The sequence below is a fragment of the Pseudoalteromonas sp. H103 genome (assembly GCF_001469205.1).
Taxonomy (GTDB): domain Bacteria; phylum Pseudomonadota; class Gammaproteobacteria; order Enterobacterales; family Alteromonadaceae; genus Pseudoalteromonas; species Pseudoalteromonas carrageenovora.
Window position 1 is genome coordinate 84,285 of sequence record NZ_LOFG01000015.1, and the last position, 16,645, is coordinate 100,929.

General features: G+C 37.8%; 16 protein-coding genes and 1 tRNA gene. 9 read left to right on the plus strand and 8 right to left on the minus strand.

Features of this window, described 5'->3' with window-relative positions; translation table 11 throughout:
- Positions 1-3 precede the first annotated feature (3 nt).
- Positions 4-88, minus strand: a tRNA-Tyr gene (locus ATS74_RS10340).
- A gap of 112 nt (positions 89-200) precedes the next feature.
- Here ATS74_RS10340 and ATS74_RS10345 point away from each other — a divergent pair.
- The 3 genes from ATS74_RS10345 (at position 201) to ATS74_RS10355 (ending at position 2,735) form a co-directional block, all read left to right on the plus strand.
- The gene (locus ATS74_RS10345) at positions 201-728 is read left to right on the plus strand and encodes a VC2046/SO_2500 family protein (protein ID WP_058548827.1); all 528 of its coding nucleotides are present in this window, start codon (positions 201-203) and stop codon (positions 726-728) included.
- 380 nt (positions 729-1,108) lie between these two features.
- Positions 1,109-1,411 carry a DUF6172 family protein gene (locus ATS74_RS10350; RefSeq protein WP_058548828.1) on the plus strand — a complete coding sequence of 101 codons (303 nt, stop codon included), beginning with the start codon at positions 1,109-1,111 and terminating at the stop codon, positions 1,409-1,411.
- Between the two features lie 469 nt (positions 1,412-1,880).
- Entirely contained in the window at positions 1,881-2,735 is an 855-nt protein-coding gene (locus tag ATS74_RS10355; RefSeq protein WP_232007046.1) for a GGDEF domain-containing response regulator, read from the plus strand.
- A gap of 35 nt (positions 2,736-2,770) precedes the next feature.
- Here ATS74_RS10355 and ATS74_RS10360 read toward each other — a convergent pair whose 3' ends face one another.
- From ATS74_RS10360 to ATS74_RS10370, 3 genes are all read right to left on the minus strand, one after another.
- Positions 2,771-3,250 (minus strand): YchJ family protein, encoded by a 480-nt coding sequence (locus ATS74_RS10360; RefSeq protein WP_058548830.1) that lies wholly within the window; start codon positions 3,248-3,250, stop codon positions 2,771-2,773.
- 38 nt (positions 3,251-3,288) lie between these two features.
- Positions 3,289-3,723: a SulA-like leucine-rich domain-containing protein gene (locus ATS74_RS10365; RefSeq protein WP_058548831.1), complete on the minus strand. Its 435-nt coding sequence runs from the start codon at positions 3,721-3,723 to the stop codon at positions 3,289-3,291.
- 285 nt (positions 3,724-4,008) lie between these two features.
- The gene (locus ATS74_RS10370) at positions 4,009-4,473 is read right to left on the minus strand and encodes an SEL1-like repeat protein (protein WP_058548832.1); all 465 of its coding nucleotides are present in this window, start codon (positions 4,471-4,473) and stop codon (positions 4,009-4,011) included.
- Between the two features lie 118 nt (positions 4,474-4,591).
- Here ATS74_RS10370 and ATS74_RS10375 point away from each other — a divergent pair, with 118 nt between their 5' ends.
- Positions 4,592-5,884: an NCS2 family permease gene (locus ATS74_RS10375; RefSeq protein ID WP_058548833.1), complete on the plus strand. Its 1,293-nt coding sequence runs from the start codon at positions 4,592-4,594 to the stop codon at positions 5,882-5,884.
- A gap of 133 nt (positions 5,885-6,017) precedes the next feature.
- Here ATS74_RS10375 and ATS74_RS10380 read toward each other — a convergent pair whose 3' ends face one another.
- Positions 6,018-6,776, minus strand: coding sequence for a hypothetical protein (locus ATS74_RS10380; RefSeq protein ID WP_058548834.1), 759 nt, complete (start codon positions 6,774-6,776; stop codon positions 6,018-6,020).
- 320 nt (positions 6,777-7,096) lie between these two features.
- On the opposite strand from ATS74_RS10380, the gene cysB reads away from it, so the two are divergent.
- The gene (gene cysB, locus ATS74_RS10385) at positions 7,097-8,074 is read left to right on the plus strand and encodes an HTH-type transcriptional regulator CysB (protein ID WP_058548835.1); all 978 of its coding nucleotides are present in this window, start codon (positions 7,097-7,099) and stop codon (positions 8,072-8,074) included.
- A gap of 90 nt (positions 8,075-8,164) precedes the next feature.
- Here the strand turns inward: cysB and ATS74_RS10390 are convergent, their stop codons facing one another.
- From ATS74_RS10390 to pabB, 3 genes are all read right to left on the minus strand, one after another.
- Positions 8,165-9,541 carry an L-serine ammonia-lyase gene (locus ATS74_RS10390; RefSeq protein WP_058548836.1) on the minus strand — a complete coding sequence of 459 codons (1,377 nt, stop codon included), beginning with the start codon at positions 9,539-9,541 and terminating at the stop codon, positions 8,165-8,167.
- Positions 9,542-9,642: 101 nt separating this feature from the next.
- Positions 9,643-10,218: an NUDIX hydrolase gene (locus tag ATS74_RS10395; RefSeq protein WP_058549157.1), complete on the minus strand. Its 576-nt coding sequence runs from the start codon at positions 10,216-10,218 to the stop codon at positions 9,643-9,645.
- A gap of 6 nt (positions 10,219-10,224) precedes the next feature.
- Positions 10,225-11,571: an aminodeoxychorismate synthase component I gene (gene pabB / locus ATS74_RS10400; RefSeq protein WP_058548837.1), complete on the minus strand. Its 1,347-nt coding sequence runs from the start codon at positions 11,569-11,571 to the stop codon at positions 10,225-10,227.
- 167 nt (positions 11,572-11,738) lie between these two features.
- Between pabB and ATS74_RS10405 the strand changes: the two genes are divergently transcribed.
- The 4 genes from ATS74_RS10405 (at position 11,739) to ATS74_RS10420 (ending at position 16,634) form a co-directional block, all read left to right on the plus strand.
- Positions 11,739-13,265 carry a fumarate hydratase gene (locus ATS74_RS10405; RefSeq protein WP_058548838.1) on the plus strand — a complete coding sequence of 509 codons (1,527 nt, stop codon included), beginning with the start codon at positions 11,739-11,741 and terminating at the stop codon, positions 13,263-13,265.
- Positions 13,266-13,688: 423 nt separating this feature from the next.
- A complete protein-coding gene (locus ATS74_RS10410; RefSeq protein ID WP_058548839.1) occupies positions 13,689-14,729 on the plus strand; it encodes a Leu/Phe/Val dehydrogenase in 1,041 nt (346 codons plus the stop codon).
- 105 nt (positions 14,730-14,834) lie between these two features.
- Entirely contained in the window at positions 14,835-15,473 is a 639-nt protein-coding gene (locus tag ATS74_RS10415) for a CatA-like O-acetyltransferase (RefSeq protein ID WP_058549158.1), read from the plus strand.
- A 336-nt stretch (positions 15,474-15,809) separates the two neighbouring features.
- Positions 15,810-16,634: a M90 family metallopeptidase gene (locus ATS74_RS10420; RefSeq protein ID WP_058548840.1), complete on the plus strand. Its 825-nt coding sequence runs from the start codon at positions 15,810-15,812 to the stop codon at positions 16,632-16,634.
- The last annotated feature ends 11 nt before the right edge of the window (positions 16,635-16,645 follow it).

A 16,645-nucleotide genomic window follows, 5' to 3' on the forward strand; every position in this document is an offset into this window, starting at 1 on the left:
AAGTGGTGGAGGGAGCTGGATTCGAACCAGCGAAGGCTGAGCCGTCAGATTTACAGTCTGATCCCTTTGGCCGCTCGGGAACCCCTCCAATGCAACGGCGCTGATAATAGCAAAATGCGTATTTAAGTAAAGAAAAAAGCTAAAGAAAATTGAAATAAAGCCGATAAATATCTATCAGTTACCATAATCGGCTAAAGACTATGCAAATCGATGGTTTGTTAATCACAGAGAGTCAGCTAAATAGCAAACTTAATAATAGTGTGCATGAAAATCGCCGAGGCGAGTTTGCACTTTTATTAGCGATGCTTTCGCATGATGCATTAGACTTCAGTCAATTTCATCTGCCAAAAACAGAAATTGACAGTACAGCCACATCTGAAGATTCCTTGAGAAAGAAATTTGGTGCTGGGCCTAAACAATCGCTAGCCCCCGGTGAGTTTGATATGCTTATAGGGCAGTTTAATGCAGCTTTAATCTCAGAGCATGGTGCGCAGGCGGGTATGAAAAGCATTAAACTTAATCAATACCTAAAGCCCGAGCCACTCACAATTAGAGATGATGACAAGCATATTCCACTTAATGTATTAGATAATTGCGAGATAGCGGTTAGGCGACGGATTAAAAGTGAATATACTCAGTTAGCAAACCCACCTATTGACGCAAGTGCTTTTTACGATAGTTTAAACGACGATTCAATTCATCAACCCCTTCATTTGATAGCGGTTTAGTCTCTAACCACCTTGCATGAAAACATGCACCCTCTATATAATTTTCTTGTAATAAAAAGTCTGTAAAATACATTTTATTCAAGCTTTGCTTTATATAATGTCTAATACCAACCTGCATAAATCTTTGATCAATTTAACGAATTAAATTGCACTATAACGTCGTTAAAAGTTTTTTATTTAGAACAACTAGATATAAAAATTTTTGCCTAGTTCTAGCGTAATTTTTTTAACGTTAAATAGACCCCATATATAAGCAGATTGGTATAATAATTGATTTAATGTAAAAAAAGCATCCAAAAATTAAATGCAATTGCTATAATGGCGACAAATGGTATGACATTAAATGCCGTTATCATTAAACCAAGGTAATTAGGAACGTAATGAAGAAAACATTCACGCTAAATCACGAGAAAATCAAATACCCTCGTATGGTTGATGCTGCAAAGCACGAAGTGAAAAAATATTTGAAAAGAGAGCGTAACAAGACGCTTCCTGAAGATGCTGATTATTGGGCATTTGACTGTAAGTTTGGTAATACAGCAGAAGAAGCACAGGTTGTGCATGTTGCTGAATTAAACAACCAAATTGGCGAAATTGAAAAGCAAGGTTTAACTTCTTTCTATGTAGAGATTTTAGCTCGACCTGCACAGCGTCAACAGTTAGACCTTGATGATGACGAGTAAAAAGTTAGTTTAAAACTAATATGTAAATTATGAAATGGGCCTAAGTGGCCCATTTTTTGTTTTTATGATCCGTTCTTTGTTTATGCCAATCTAAATAACCCTCAATCATTTTGAAGTGCCATACCTAGCGTTTGCTATGTGATTGCCTAGAAGGTTAGGTAACTACATATGTGCTTAGTATAGCTTTCATTTTTAAATGATTAGCAAAGCGAGTCGAATTTTTCTGCACACATTTTAACTGTCACTTCATTCAACTCGCCAATAAAGTAATAATGCATTTCTTGATATTTTGTCGCCACCTCAGCTTCACTACATAAGCTTAGCCTTTTATATGGCTGTTAACATTTGCATAACATAAAATAGTATTATAGTGTGTGTAAAATAATAAAAATAAGTATCGCAAGTTATGCCAATAAATTACTCAGATCATGCATTACAACTAAGTTTAAAAAGTTCTAAGGTACTTATTGTGGAAGACCAACTACTAACATTAATTGTACTTAGAAAGGCATTGTCGGATCGTTTTAATGTAATGACTTCTAGAAGTGGTGAAGAGGCTATAGATTTATGTAAGTTAGATCCGCCCGACCTAATACTTCTAGATATCAATTTAGAAGGTATTAATGGAATAGAAACCTGTTTAAAACTAAAAAATACTTACGAAACTCAAGATATCCCAGTTATATTTATTACGTCACTCGAAAGCGAAGAGGGGGCATGTTGGGAAGCTGGTGCCGTAGATTTTATAAAGAAACCGACAAATCCTGAAACACTATTTAGGAGGGTGAGAGCTCACTTAATGATTAAGGCTCAACATGATTTACTTAATCAAAAAGTGTTTATTGACGACTTAACTCAAATTTATAACCGACGCTACTTTGATACCCACTTTATAAAAATAGAACAAAGTGCATTACGTGAAAATGCAGACTGTGCACTGTTACTAATAGATATAGATTACTTTAAGCAATACAATGACACTTATGGCCACGTACAGGGGGATGCGGTATTAAACTTAGTTGCCCAAACAATTACTAAAAGCTTACAACGTCCTGCAGATTTTGTATCAAGATTTGGAGGGGAAGAATTTGTTGTTGTACTTCCCCATACAGGTAATAAAGGCGCTAATTGTGTAGCAGACAAAATAAAAAATAATGTAATGCAACTAGGTATATTGCATAAACACTCAGAGCATGAATTTGTAACAATTAGTATTGGTGGCGCAACATTGCAAACGCGCGACAATAGTAAAAATACATTACAGTTAGCAGATGAAAGAATGTATCAATCTAAGTTTCAAGGGCGTAACCAAGTCAGTTTTTAGCCCCTTTTTAAGTTATAGTTTTGGTTATGGGAGAGTCATACGCTGTGGCATTTTTTGTATTTTTTACCACTGCCACAAGGGCAGTTATCATTTCTACTCACCTTAATATCAGCTACAGGAAGTATAGTCCCATCGATATAACGCCATTTATCGTCCTCTTTTATAAATCGTGAGTGTTCGTGAAGCTCACAGTATAAATTTTGATAAAAATAATGCGCTTTAAATTCAACACTTCCTTGAGAGTCATCGTGGTTTGTACTTACTACGTCTAAACCTACAAACCGGCAACTATTTGCAAAATCTTTAATCTCTTTTATAGGGTTTTCCGCTTTTTTTTCAGAGGCATAAGTATGATAAACATACTTTGCATTTTTTGTAACATAAGCACTATAGCGAGAACGCATTAATTGCTCAGGATTAGCGGCTTGTTGTGACCCTATATGAAGGGGCTCGCAGCAGTGGGCATAATTCAGCCCGCTACTGCAAAAACATTGAGTGGTATTTGGTAAAATCATAATAACAGTACAGAGTTTAAAACATTAGTTTATCAATCTTATTGTGCTAGTGGTATCTCTGTAATTGTCGAGTTTTTTGTAAAGCAATAAAGCTTCGTTGCAGTTTTACTTAAATCTAAAGAAAGGCTATTAAGCAATTGATTATTTACTATATCGGTCCACGTTATTACAGCCGCAAAATTACCGTTATTCAACGCAGAATTCAAAACATACTCTAAATTTACTAAGTGTTTTTGCCTGATCACTAGCAACTTACTTGTATCAATAGAGCACGAGTCGAGTAATGCTCTACTAGGAACATGATCAGGAGCAATCAATAATGTCCATGCGTTAGAGCTATTATAATGGTGCAGCACTTTTAAAAGCTCAAACGTTGCTGATATCTCATCTTCAATTTGAATTAAGTTTACACAATCACGTTTATCATCTTGCTTATAACTTTTAACTGTTCTTACGGTAATAGGCTGTAACATAAATATCTCACTCACTGGGTTTTTATACAGTACACGTATACAGTAGTTTATACAGTGCTTCTGTGCAAGCGATATTTGCTATTTATTTGTACAGTTATTCAGTTTAAAACTAGTGAAGTTAAAAAGTTTAAAAATAATCAATTAGAATCAATCGGTTACATTTAATTTAATGTGAGTCATAATATTTATATTAGCTGATATTTTTGTCAAAGGTGCGATGACGGGTAGAGATAGATATTTTTATACAGTGTTTTATGCTCTATACAGTATTAAGCAAATGATTAATTAATCGATTTGAGGAGCATTAGGAATAAGGTGTGCGTACTGCAGCTGATGAATTTGCTCGTATAGGCTGGCGGCATAGCATTGAGCATCTTTAAATCGTTTAGTTTCTATATGCTTTCTTAGGTCGTTAACTGCAGCGCTAGCGGGTTCATAACCTTGGCTGCTAGCAAGGCTTAACCAAGCCGCAGCATGAAATACACTTTGTGGCACGCCTTCACCTTTTACAAAAAACAAACCTAAATAAAACTGTGCTCTTTGATTACCTGCCATTGCCGCTAGGCGCATCCATTTTGCAGCTAATGGAGGTTGCTTATTTTTTAAATAATATAGCGCTTTATTCAGTGTGCTTTGCTCATCTTTTTTAGCGTTAGCTACTGCAGGGTTGTTATCGGGTTGAGTAACAAAGCCTAAAATATTATCTAACTGTTGTTCTAGGTCGTGCCCGTTGGGTGTTGTTTTTAGCATATTGATTCATTTGTTATTTTAACTGCTTCAATAGTTTAGTATATCGCAAGGTAAAATGTCCTGTTAAAGATGATTTTTATGATAAAATCTCACTACTTTTTACTATTACAAGCTTATTATGTTCGAAGCCTTATTTAAACTTAGCGAAAATAACTCAACAGTTAAACGCGAATGCGTGGCTGGCCTTACTACCTTTATCACTATGGTTTACATTGTATTTGTAAACCCAGCCATGCTTGCAGAGGCTGGAATGGATCAAGGGGCTGCATTTGTTGCTACTTGTATTGCTGCCGCAATAGGCTGTTTTATTATGGGATTATGGGCAAATTACCCATTAGCGCTGGCTCCTGGCATGGGACTAAACGCCTTTTTTACTTATGGTGTTGTATTGGGGATGGGTTATACCTGGCAAGCTGCGTTAGGGGCTGTATTTATGTCGGGGTGTATATTTTTATTTTTGAGCTTATTTAAAGTCAGAGAGTGGATTATTAACGCTATACCTTTGGTATTAAAAAGAGCCATTGCAACTGGTATTGGTGCTTTTTTAGCGTTAATTGCATTAAAAAATGCAGGTATTATTGTCGCAAGTCCTGCAACTCTTGTTCAATTAGGTGATATCACATCGGCAGGTCCATTATTAGCAATATTAAGCTTTTTTGTTATCGCAGCACTTTTATACCGCGATTTTAAAAGTGGTGTACTCATTAGTATTTTATTAGTGACTGGCATTGCTTTAAGTTTAGGGCTTGTTGAATATCATGGTGTGATAGCTATGCCGCCTTCAATTATGCCTACTTTTATGCAACTAGATTTTGCCGCGGCTTTTGAGCTGTCTATGCTAAGTGTAATTTTTGCATTTCTGTTTGTTGATTTATTTGATACTTCGGGCACCTTGGTTGCTGTTACTCAAAAAGCGGGACTCGCAGACGAGAAAGGCAATATGCCGCGTTTGGGTCGTGCTTTAAGTGCCGATAGCTCTGCAACAATTGCCGGTGCTATGCTTGGTACTTCAACTACAACGTCTTATATTGAGTCAGTAGCGGGTGTATCTGTTGGTGGACGTACAGGCTTAACGGCTGTAGTTGTTGGCATATGCTTTTTATTAATGATGTTTTTTGCACCCCTTGCACAAATGGTACCGGCGTATGCAACAGCAGGCGCAATTCTTTACGTTGCTGTATTAATGCTACAAAATCTAAAGTTTGTAAATTGGGATGATATGACTGATGCAATTCCTGTTACTGTTGTATTGTTAATGACTCCACTTACTTTTTCTATTGCACATGGCATAGCGCTTGGTTTTATATCTTACACTGCGGTTAAAGTACTGTGTGGTAAGAAAGATCAAATTAGCATTAGCGTTTGGATTTTAACGGCATTATTTGTTATTAAATTTGCGTTCTTATCATAATAGAATAAAACGGTAATCATAAAAAACCCATACAAATTGATTTGTATGGGTTTTTTAATATTTGTAGCATGGATATAAAGAGTCGATAAGTTATCGCTGTTAATAACACCATGTATTATTTGGCAAACCTAATTTACCATTTCTTTTTAGGGGCAAATAAAACATCCAGATCGTCTTGTTCGGCTTCGGCTTTCTTTTTAAGGGCACTTGCATTAGAGGCTCTTAATTCAACACTAATTGCTTCTAGGTAGCCTTCAACTTCTTGGCGTTTTGATGTTACATACTCATCAGAGTAGGTAACAGCACTTAATGTTGCATATGCTTTTTCAAAATACTGTCTTGCTGAGCCAACCATGCTTGCTGAGCGAGCCGATAGACCTCGTTTTATTTGGCTTTCAATATTTATGCGTAATTGTAATTTTTCAAGACGTTTGTCCTCTACAGAAAAAACCTGACTATCAACACGGCCTTTACTGTGCTCAGAGCGTAAAATTGCGCGCAGCTTTTTTATACCTTGAATCAAACTTACCAGTTGCTTATCATTACTTGGTAATGCTAAAGACTCGCTATTATTACCTTGTACAGGGTTTGATAAGTGAGTTTTTGACTCGCTTAATCTACTTTTAAGCGCTTTAGAATTTGGCGAGTTTGAAACCATTGTATTTAATGCTTCATATACGCGGCGTTGTAATGCACGAATTATATTTTCGGATAAAGGAATATTTGCACTATTCATAAGTGCTTCTTCGGTTTCTTCAATAATTGCTTTTTGCTTTGTTAACTCTTTGCGGCGTTCAGCTTCTTGTTTTTCTTTATGTTGCTGTACAGCACTTACCCACAGCGCTATTACTATAAGCGCGACTATAAGTATTATTATGATAGAAACAATCATTTTTTAATTCTCTGATTCATAATCTAATTTGCTTAATCTTACATTAATTATACGTTAACTGTGTAGCTTTGCGTTGATAAACTTAAAAATACCCAGTTAATTAGGGTTTAGCTTTCTTAAAGTGTTGTAAGACGAAGGGATTATAAGATTAACCTGAATAAACATCGCTACCTCAAGCATATTTATTATGCTAGCCTTGAGTACTAATCAGATAATTGCATGCCTTAAGCACTAATGTGGCTTTTTATTCAAATAACACTTGGTTTTAACAGGTATTGCCTTTATAAATAATATGAATAACAACGTTAAAATTTGCAGCCATGAAATTACAACAACTCAGATACATAGTAGAAGTACAAAATCATAAATTAAATGTTTCAGCCACCGCTGAGAGCTTATTTACCTCGCAGCCGGGGATTTCTAAACAAGTACGAATGCTTGAAGATGAGTTAGGTGTACAAATTTTTGGTCGTAGCGGAAAGCATTTAACGCATGTAACAGGTGCTGGCGAAGATATTATTAATATTTCTCGTGAAATATTATCTAAAGTTGAAGGGATTAAAGCGGTAGCAAACGAACACACATTACCTGATCAAGGTAAGTTAAACATTGCAACCACACACACTCAAGCTCGTTATGCTTTACCAAATGTTATTCAAGGGTTTATGAAAAAATACCCTGCGGTATCACTGCATATGCATCAAGGCACACCTCAGCAAATCTCTGATGCTGCAGCACGTGGTGATGCAGATTTTGCAATTGCCACTGAAGCACTGCATTTATATTCAGATTTAGTTATGTTGCCTTGTTATCATTGGAATCGCAGTATAGTGGTGGCTAAAGATCACCCACTTGCCAAAAAAGCAGATAATTTAACTGTTTCTGATATTGCACAATACCCTCTAATTACTTATGTATTTGGTTTTACGGGTCGTTCGGAGCTTGATAAGGCATTTAGTGCTCATGGTCTTGAACCACACATTGTATTTACCGCAACCGATGCAGATGTTATTAAAACCTATGTACGGCTAGGGCTCGGCGTAGGCGTTGTTGCGTCTATGGCTATTGATCAGTTAAGCGATACAGATTTAGTGTGTATAGATGCTAGTCACTTGTTTGAAGCAAGTACGACTAAAATTGGCTTTAGAAAGGGCAGTTTTTTACGTACGTATATGTATGATTTTATTGAACGTTTTGCCCCGCACCTAACCAAGGAGCGAGTAGAGCGAGCAAGTTTACTGCGCAATCAAGAAGACGTAGATAAACTTTTTGAAGACATAGAGTTACCTGTTAAATAGCCTAATTAATCCGAGCTCTGGATAATTAAATTGAACGAATAATAAAAAGCCGCCTATTTTACAATAGGCGGCTTTTTGATTTTATCGCATTTAACATTCAATAATATTTACAGCTAACCCACCACGTGCGGTTTCTTTGTATTTAGTCTTCATGTCATTACCGGTATCAAGCATCGTTTTAATTACTTTATCAAGCGATACCTTTTGCTCACCACTGCCACGAATAGCAAGGCGTGATGCGTTTATTGCCTTAATAGAGCCCATTGCATTGCGTTCAATACAGGGTACTTGCACTAAGCCACCAACAGGGTCGCAGGTAAGACCTAAGTTATGTTCCATGCCAATTTCAGCGGCGTTTTCAACTTGTACAACATTACCGCCTACTATTTCAGTAAGTGCACCCGCAGCCATTGAACACGCAACACCTACTTCACCTTGACAGCCTACTTCAGCGCCTGAGATCGAAGCATTCTTTTTGTATAAAATACCAATAGCCGCAGCTGTTAATAAGTAGCGTGTTGCTATATCACGATCCACTTCTTTAATAAATGTGTGATAGTACATAAGTACAGCGGGCAATATACCAGCAGCGCCGTTAGTTGGAGCGGTAACAACACGGCCGCCGGCTGCGTTTTCTTCATTTACAGCAAGGGCAAATAAATCAACCCAGTCCATTGCGCGAAGAGGGTCGTTACTTACTTCAACATTAAGCTTTAAATATAAACTAGGGGAACGGCGTTTAACTTTTAGGCCTCCGGGTAAAATACCTTCGGTGCGCATACCGCGTTCAATGCAGGCTTTCATTACTTGCCAAATATTAAAGAGTTCATCTTTAATTGCATCTTCGCTGCGTAGTGTTTTTTCATTTTTCATCATCAAGCTAGATACACTCAAGCCTGACTCTTTACACATTTCTAGCAAATCTTTGGCACTGCCAAATGGAAAGGGTGCAGGGTTTTCTTCTCTAATATCAAGCGCAGCTTGTTTTTCGTTTTCAAACTCTTCATCGGTAACAATAAAGCCGCCACCAATTGAGTAATAAACTTTACTGTAAATTTTTTCGCCATTGTTTGAGGCAATAATTTCCATTGCATTTGAGTGCTTAGGCAGTGTTTTTCGACGGTGAAAAACAATTGCACCTTGTTTAGGGAATTTAGCTTTATGTGTTTGGTTTAGATAAATAACTTGCTCATTTTCAATAGTTGCCAAAATATCGTCTACTAAATCAGCATCTATTGTTTCTGGGTCGTAGCCTGCAAGGCCTAAAATTACCGCTTTACCAGAGCCGTGGCCTACGCCTGTTTGCCCTAATGAGCCGTATAACTCTACTTTTATATCGGTAACATTTGCTAATAATTGTTGTTCTTGTAAGTCATTAACAAATAAGCGTGATGCGCGCATTGGGCCAACAGTGTGTGATGAAGAAGGGCCAATACCAATGCTAAACATATCAAATGCACTGATCATAATGTGTGTCTCTACTTTGCTTTCTCAGCACGAGGCTGTTCTTTGAACGGTCGAGTATAATAACGTGGAATTGTTAGCATGTAACCAACAATAGTGAAGATTTAAACTGGTAGGGCAAGCTGTTTTGTAAAGTTTTTTATAATGCTTGCCGTTGCACCCCAAAGTAGTCCATGTTGAGTTGCAAAGCCTTGTAAGGTAATTGTTTTACCAAAGCGTTGAAAAGGCAAAGGCTGCCAATTAGCGTCGTTACTTAAATCGCTAAGTGAAAGTAAAAAACTAGCTTGAACTTCATTATGATCGTTCTCCCATGTAGTTGCTTTATTAAGTAAACCAACAAAGGGGCTAATACTAAAACCAGTTAAAGTAGAGTACTCAGGCAGTTGCCCAAGTACAGTTACATTACTTGGCGCAATATTAAGTTCCTCTTTAAGCTCACGAAGCGCAGTCGTACGAAGTTTAATATCGCTTTGTTCATACTTTCCACCGGGCAAACAAATTTCCCCAGGGTGATGATGCAAATAAGTAGGGCGTTTACACAATAAAATATGCGCATGATTATCTATATCGATAATCGGCAGCATGACCGCACTGGCGCGCTTTTTACGTGTATCTTTTAGCTGGTTAGGCGCAGTAATTGGGCTTAATTGAAACCGAGCCATAATATGTTCACTATTCAAAGCCACCTACTGTGTTAATAAAGGAAGGATTTTATTCACTTTATCGTATGTTTCTTGATATTCCAATTCGACTTTAGAATCAGCCACTATCCCTCCGCCGGCCCAACAGTAAATTTGTTGGTTATGGCAGACTAAAGTACGAATAGTAATACTGGTATCCATATTACCGCAGGCACTTAAATACCCTATAGAGCCACAGTAAATACTGCGTCGATGTGGCTCGAGTTCTTCAATTATTTCCATAGCCCTAATTTTAGGAGCGCCAGTAATTGAGCCGCCCGGAAAGGCCGCTTTTAACTGATCAACTGCTGTTTTACCTTCATCGAGCTCTGAGGTAACGGTGCTTACTAAATGATGTACTGCCGGAAAGCTTTCAATAGCAAATAAAGACGGCACGTTTACAGAGCCTGGTTTTGCAACTTTACCTAAATCGTTACGCAGTAAATCGACAATCATCACATTTTCTGCACGATCTTTTGCTGAGTTGGCCAGTAAATTAGCTTGATGCTGGTCCTCAAGTGCATCGGCTTTGCGTGGTAGGGTGCCTTTAATGGGTTTGGTTTCAACTTTGTTATTATTTACCAAAATAAAACGCTCAGGGGAGATGGATAATATGGCCCCTTGCGGATGATTAATAAAGCTTGAAAAAGGGGCTTTGTTAGCCTCGCGCAATTTTATATAAGCGCTCCAAGGTGAGCCTTTGTAGTGAGCGCTAAAGCGCTGTGCTAAATTAATTTGATAGCAGTCACCACTTTTTAAATAATCTTCGATTTTTGCAAATTTTGAAGCGTAGTCTGCTTGGCTCATATTAGATTGCCACTGGCTGTTAAGAGCAAAATTTTTATTTGTCACGCTTTTATCTAAATATTGCTTATACAAGGCTAAGCGATCAACGTTTGGCTGAGATACATAAAACCAACTTTGCTGAAGCTTATCGTAAATTAGGGCATCTAAATAAAGGCCAATAGCCATTTGGGGTAAGTTAATATCATTAATAGCTTTACGTGGCATACTCTCAATTGTACGGCCTAGGTCGTAACCAAAATAACCAAGCCAGCCACCATTAAAAGGCAAGTCGTAATCTGCTTTAGTGCAATCGAGCTTTAAAAGTTCGCTGTTCATAATTTCAAAGCATGATTGATTACTTTCAATATTATTAAAAAAACTTTGGTTATTTTTTACTTCAAGGGTACTTTGCGGCTCAATAGCAATAATATCAAAACGGCTATTAATATGATTACTATTAGCTGAGTCTAAAAGAATTGCGTAAGGCAAATGCGCAAAATGCGCAAAAACTTCAATGCAGTTTTGCGTTATGGCTAATTTAGTACAATTTTTTTTATTGTTTAGCATTTACTGCCCCTTTAAGAACTGGCTCGAAACGGGCTGGGAGGGTATCATAAGTCAAATTTTTTTGGCAGCGTTTAAGTAAAAGCGCTGTAATTAAACAGTGCAAACCACCGTCACCGGTTTGATATAGATTACGCGACTATGCGTAACGGTAACTTAAGGAACCACTAATGAGTACAATCCGTCAGCAAGACTTTATTGATAGCATTGAAGATGCGTTGCAATACATCTCTTTTTATCACCCACTTGATTTTGTTCAAGCATTAGAAAAAGCTTACAACAAAGAACAAAGCAAAGCGGCAAAAGATGCAATAGCTCAAATCTTAATTAACTCGCGTATGTCGGCTGAGGGCAAACGTCCACTGTGTCAAGACACGGGTATTATTACGTGTTTTGTAAAAGTAGGTATGGATGTTAAGTGGGATAAAACAGATTTAACAGTTCAGCAAATGGTTGATGAAGGTACTCGCCGTGCGTATTTGAACCCAGATAACCCGCTTCGTGCTTCTATTGTTGCAGACCCTGCAGGCACACGTAAAAACACGAAAGACAATACACCTTCAGTTGTACACATTGATTTAGTCGCTGGTGGTGAAGTAGAAGTAATGGTTGCGGCTAAAGGCGGCGGCTCTGAAAACAAAAGTAAAATGGTAATGCTAAACCCATCAGATGACGTTGCTGCATGGGTTGAAAAAACATTACCTACAATGGGTGCTGGTTGGTGTCCGCCAGGCATGCTAGGAATAGGTATAGGTGGCACTGCTGAAAAAGCAGCGGTAATGGCAAAAGAGTCGTTAATGGATCCGGTTGATATTCATGAGCTTATGGAGCGCGGCGCAGAAACTACGGAAGAAAAACTGCGTTTAGAAATTTTTGAACGTGCTAATAAATTAGGTATTGGCGCACAAGGTTTAGGTGGCTTAACAACGGTTGTTGATATTAAAATTAAAACAGCACCTACACATGCTGCATCAAAACCAGTGGTAATGATCCCTAACTGTGCTGCAACTCGCCATGTACACTTTACTTTAGACGGTTCGGGCCCTGCTGACTTGAAAACACCTAAACTTGAAGATTGGCCACAAGTAACATTTGAAGTAGGTGAGGGTACTCGCCGTGTTGATCTAAATACATTAACAAAAGCAGATGTTCAAGAATGGAAAATGGGTGAAACCGTTTTACTTTCAGGCACTATTTTAACAGGCCGGGATGCTGCGCATAAACGTTTGCAAGACATGATCAATTCAGGTGAAGGTTTACCTGAGGGCGTAGATTTTGATAACAAGTTTATTTACTACGTAGGCCCAGTTGATGCCGTTGGTGATGAAGCTGTAGGCCCAGCAGGCCCAACTACAGCAACACGTATGGATAAATTTACCGATATGATGCTAGAAAAAACTGGCATTGTAGGCATGATTGGTAAAGCCGAACGTGGCCCTGCTACAGTTGAATCTATTAAAGAGCATAAATCAGTTTACTTAATGGCTGTAGGCGGCGCAGCTTACTTAGTATCTAAAGCGATTAAAAAAGCACGTGTTGTAGCCTTTGAAGATTTAGGTATGGAAGCGATCTACGAATTTGAAGTAGAAGATATGCCAGTAACAGTTGCTGTAGATAGCGAAGGTGCAAATGCACATACGCAAGGCCCTGCAATTTGGAAAGCTAAAATTGAAGAGCTAGACGGTAAATTAAAATAAGCCGTGAATTTTAAAAAAGCGAGTTTAGGCTCGCTTTTTAGTATTCTAAATTCTCTTATCAACTAATTTAACACCTCAGACCAGTTTTGATTACTCCCCTCTAATTTTCATAAACCTATACACTGTGCGCATTGCAGTATAATTGGCACTTGTACTTTAAACTTTACATCTATTAGTTTCTTCTCGTTTACGTAAGCGTAAGTTGTTGTGGTTTTTATTAATTTAGTTTTTAAAATTAAAATAGTTGTTTATTCAGGTTTTTTTATCTTTAAAATGGCTTTTGTTGGGTTGTTTAATTTAAGCTTGATGTTTTCATTGGGTTTATCATCCATTGGTGTGGCGAACCTGAATATGAAGTGGTAAAGTCTCGTGAATTTCCAGCGCGTATACCCTCTCACGGGTTAATTTTTCGGAGTATTTAAAGTGGCTGTATTTAACCAAGCTGAATTTGATAACCACGAACAAGTGGTTTTTTGTTCTGATGAAGAGTCAGGCTTAAAAGCAATTATTGCTGTACATAATACCAATTTAGGCCCTGCTGTTGGCGGCTGTAGAATGTGGGATTATGCAAATGACGACGATGCAGTTTACGATGTGTTGCGTTTAGCTAAAGGCATGACATATAAAAATGCAGTTGCACGCCTACCATTTGGTGGTGGTAAGTCAGTTATTATTGGTAACGCTAAAGAAATTAAATCAGAGCAGTTATTTCGTGCTTTTGGCCGAAAGCTAGAAGGGTTAGGTGGTAGCTATTACTGTGCAGAAGATGTAAATATCACTTGCGACGATGTTGCCCTGATGAATAAAGAGACAAACTACGTTTTGGGTCTTGAAGGTAAAAGTGGTAACCCATCGCCATTTACTGCTTACGGTACATTTTTAGGAATTAAAGCCGCATTACAGCATCAACGCGGTCATCAAAACTTTGCGGGTATTAAAGTGGCTGTACAAGGTTTAGGTTCAGTTGCTTATGCGCTTTGTAAGTATTTATCTGAAGCAGGTGCAGAGTTGTTTGTTACTGATATAAACCAAGACGCTATTGAAAGAGTAGTCAATGACTTTAATGCAACAGCGGTTGGTATTGATGAAATTTACGACTTAGATGTAGATGTATATGCGCCCTGTGCGTTAGGTGCAACGATTAACGACTTAACGATTCCGCGTTTAAAAGCGACGATTATTGCAGGCTGTGCTAATAATCAGCTGGCAGAGTCTCGCCACGGTGAAGTTATTCGTGAAAAAGGCATTCTATATGCACCAGATTACGTAATTAACGCTGGCGGTATTATTAATGTTTATTACGAAACAGCACCTGAAGGTTACAGTAAAGCTGCATCTAATAAGCATGTTGAGGTGATTTTTGATACTTTGACTGAAATTTTTGCTCGTAGCGAAAAAGAGCAAAAATCAACGCATTTAATTGCCGATGAGTTAGCACAAGAGATCATTAAAAACGGTCTTTAATCAGTAATTACACAATGAAAGGCGTACAGAGGTACGCCTTTTTTGTTTATACTTTAAGGTGTTAATTACACTCACACGGATATTATGACTTCTTCAACTCCTTTTATGCAGCCTTTTGATTTAGAAAGTTGGTCTCGCACGCAGCACTTTGAGCTTTTTAAAAACTTTGCTCAGCCTTACTTTAATGTTTGTGTGCGTATAGATGCACAGCAGCTTTATCAGTATTGTAAAACGCAGAGCTTATCTTTTTTTCAGGCTTATATATTTTGTACTTTAAAAGCATGCCATGCTTATGAGCCGGTAATGCTACGTATTTTAGAGCAAAAGCCTTGGTTGCTTAATCAAGTACGAGCAAGTGTGGTTGAGCTTGATAAAAATGATACATTTATTTTTAGTTATTTTAATAGTAAGAGCACATTTGCTGAGTTTGCAGTTCATGCCAGTGAAGTAAGTAAAAAAGCTAAATCTCAGCCGCTTTTTTCAGATGCGTTTGAGCAAACAGAAGGGCAAGCCGATTTAATCCACATCTCGGTTTTACCATGGTTAAACTTTAGCGCGTTTTCGCATGCGTTTAGTAATGAAGAGAGTTTAGGGATCCCTAAATTTGTGTTTGGTCAATTTGATAAAAGTACAGGAACCATGCCTCTATCTGTTGATGTACACCACTCGTTGATGGATGGATTGCATGTAGCTAAATTTATTAACGTACTGCAAAGTGCCTTTGATGACTTTTGTAATAGCTGATTGGCAGGTAAGCTAAAGCTTATTATTAAATAACCTGTACTCTGGATAATAAACCTATCTCTAGCTGCTACTTTAAGCGCTAACTGTGTTGAATTTACTTGCAATAGGCAAGCTATTGACGCGTAAATTCGCCTTGTTTTCACTAAAAATCTCTGGCTAGAGAAGATAAGCTTAAATATCATCATAATTCAATACGTTAGTAAATCTCTTAACCAGAATTTAGGTTAAATAATTTTAAAATAACGTGCGCTCTATATTAAATGTGGAGCCATATGCAGTTGAAAAACAACATCCCCGGACATATTTACATAACATAAATTAATTTAGGACGTCCTTATGATAAATGGACTGTTATTACTCATTTTAGTTGTGTTTGTTATTGTGTTTTGGCGATGGCCTTCAATACAAAACCGCTTATGGCAAAAAAAGTATAAAACTCTTTCCTTAAATTCTCAGCAAAAAGATATCTTACTCCGCTGCATGCCTATTTATAAAAAAATGACTGACGCAGATAGAGAAAAGCTAGAGCGCCATATCGTCTGGTTTTTAAACGAGAAACGCTTTTTAGGGCGCGATGGTTTAAAGCTAACACCTGCCATGAAATTAATTGTAGCTGCCGACGCGTGCGTACTTGTGCTAAATAAGCCATGGCCGCTTTATAAAAACGTGAAGGAGATATTACTATACCCAAGTGCTTACTATGCGCCGCAATCGACCCGCGATAGTGCAGGGCTTGTTAGTTATCATAACGCTGTACGTTTGGGTGAGTCGTGGCCTGGCGGCACCTTAGTGCTTAGTTGGCACGATGTGCTGGAGGGAAACAGATTACCTAGCGATGGCCACAACTTGGTATTTCATGAATTTGCTCATCAGCTTGATCAAGAAACAGGTAAAACATCGGGTACGCCACTTTTAAAAAGCGCTGCACAATACACAGAATGGGGGCGTGTATTTAGCCGTGCATTTACTCAGTTAAAAACACATGTGGCGTATAGTATGAGCCATGTTATACATAGTTATGGTGCAACTAATGAGGCTGAATTTTTTGCTGTGATCACAGAAACATTCTTAGAAAAACCAGCTGAACTTAGACATCACGATCCTGAAATTTATCGTCTGCTGGTGGATTACTATCAATTTGATCCTATTGTTTGGCATTAAACCTACATAAA

Bases quoted from the DNA above. Each gene is read 5' to 3' on its own strand.
- cysB (WP_058548835.1), top strand. From the start codon at position 7,097: ATGAAATTACAACAACTCAGATACATAGTAGAAGTACAAAATCATAAA.
- ATS74_RS10365 (WP_058548831.1), bottom strand. From the start codon at position 3,723: ATGTTACAGCCTATTACCGTAAGAACAGTTAAAAGTTATAAGCAAGAT.
- ATS74_RS10390 (WP_058548836.1), bottom strand. From the start codon at position 9,541: ATGATCAGTGCATTTGATATGTTTAGCATTGGTATTGGCCCTTCTTCA.
- ATS74_RS10405 (WP_058548838.1), top strand. From the start codon at position 11,739: ATGAGTACAATCCGTCAGCAAGACTTTATTGATAGCATTGAAGATGCG.
- pabB (WP_058548837.1), bottom strand. From the start codon at position 11,571: ATGCTAAACAATAAAAAAAATTGTACTAAATTAGCCATAACGCAAAAC.
- ATS74_RS10360 (WP_058548830.1), bottom strand. From the start codon at position 3,250: ATGATTTTACCAAATACCACTCAATGTTTTTGCAGTAGCGGGCTGAAT.
- ATS74_RS10415 (WP_058549158.1), top strand. From the start codon at position 14,835: ATGCAGCCTTTTGATTTAGAAAGTTGGTCTCGCACGCAGCACTTTGAG.
- ATS74_RS10380 (WP_058548834.1), bottom strand. From the start codon at position 6,776: ATGATTGTTTCTATCATAATAATACTTATAGTCGCGCTTATAGTAATA.
- ATS74_RS10345 (WP_058548827.1), top strand. From the start codon at position 201: ATGCAAATCGATGGTTTGTTAATCACAGAGAGTCAGCTAAATAGCAAA.
- ATS74_RS10350 (WP_058548828.1), top strand. From the start codon at position 1,109: ATGAAGAAAACATTCACGCTAAATCACGAGAAAATCAAATACCCTCGT.
- ATS74_RS10375 (WP_058548833.1), top strand. From the start codon at position 4,592: ATGTTCGAAGCCTTATTTAAACTTAGCGAAAATAACTCAACAGTTAAA.
- ATS74_RS10420 (WP_058548840.1), top strand. From the start codon at position 15,810: ATGATAAATGGACTGTTATTACTCATTTTAGTTGTGTTTGTTATTGTG.
- ATS74_RS10370 (WP_058548832.1), bottom strand. From the start codon at position 4,473: ATGCTAAAAACAACACCCAACGGGCACGACCTAGAACAACAGTTAGAT.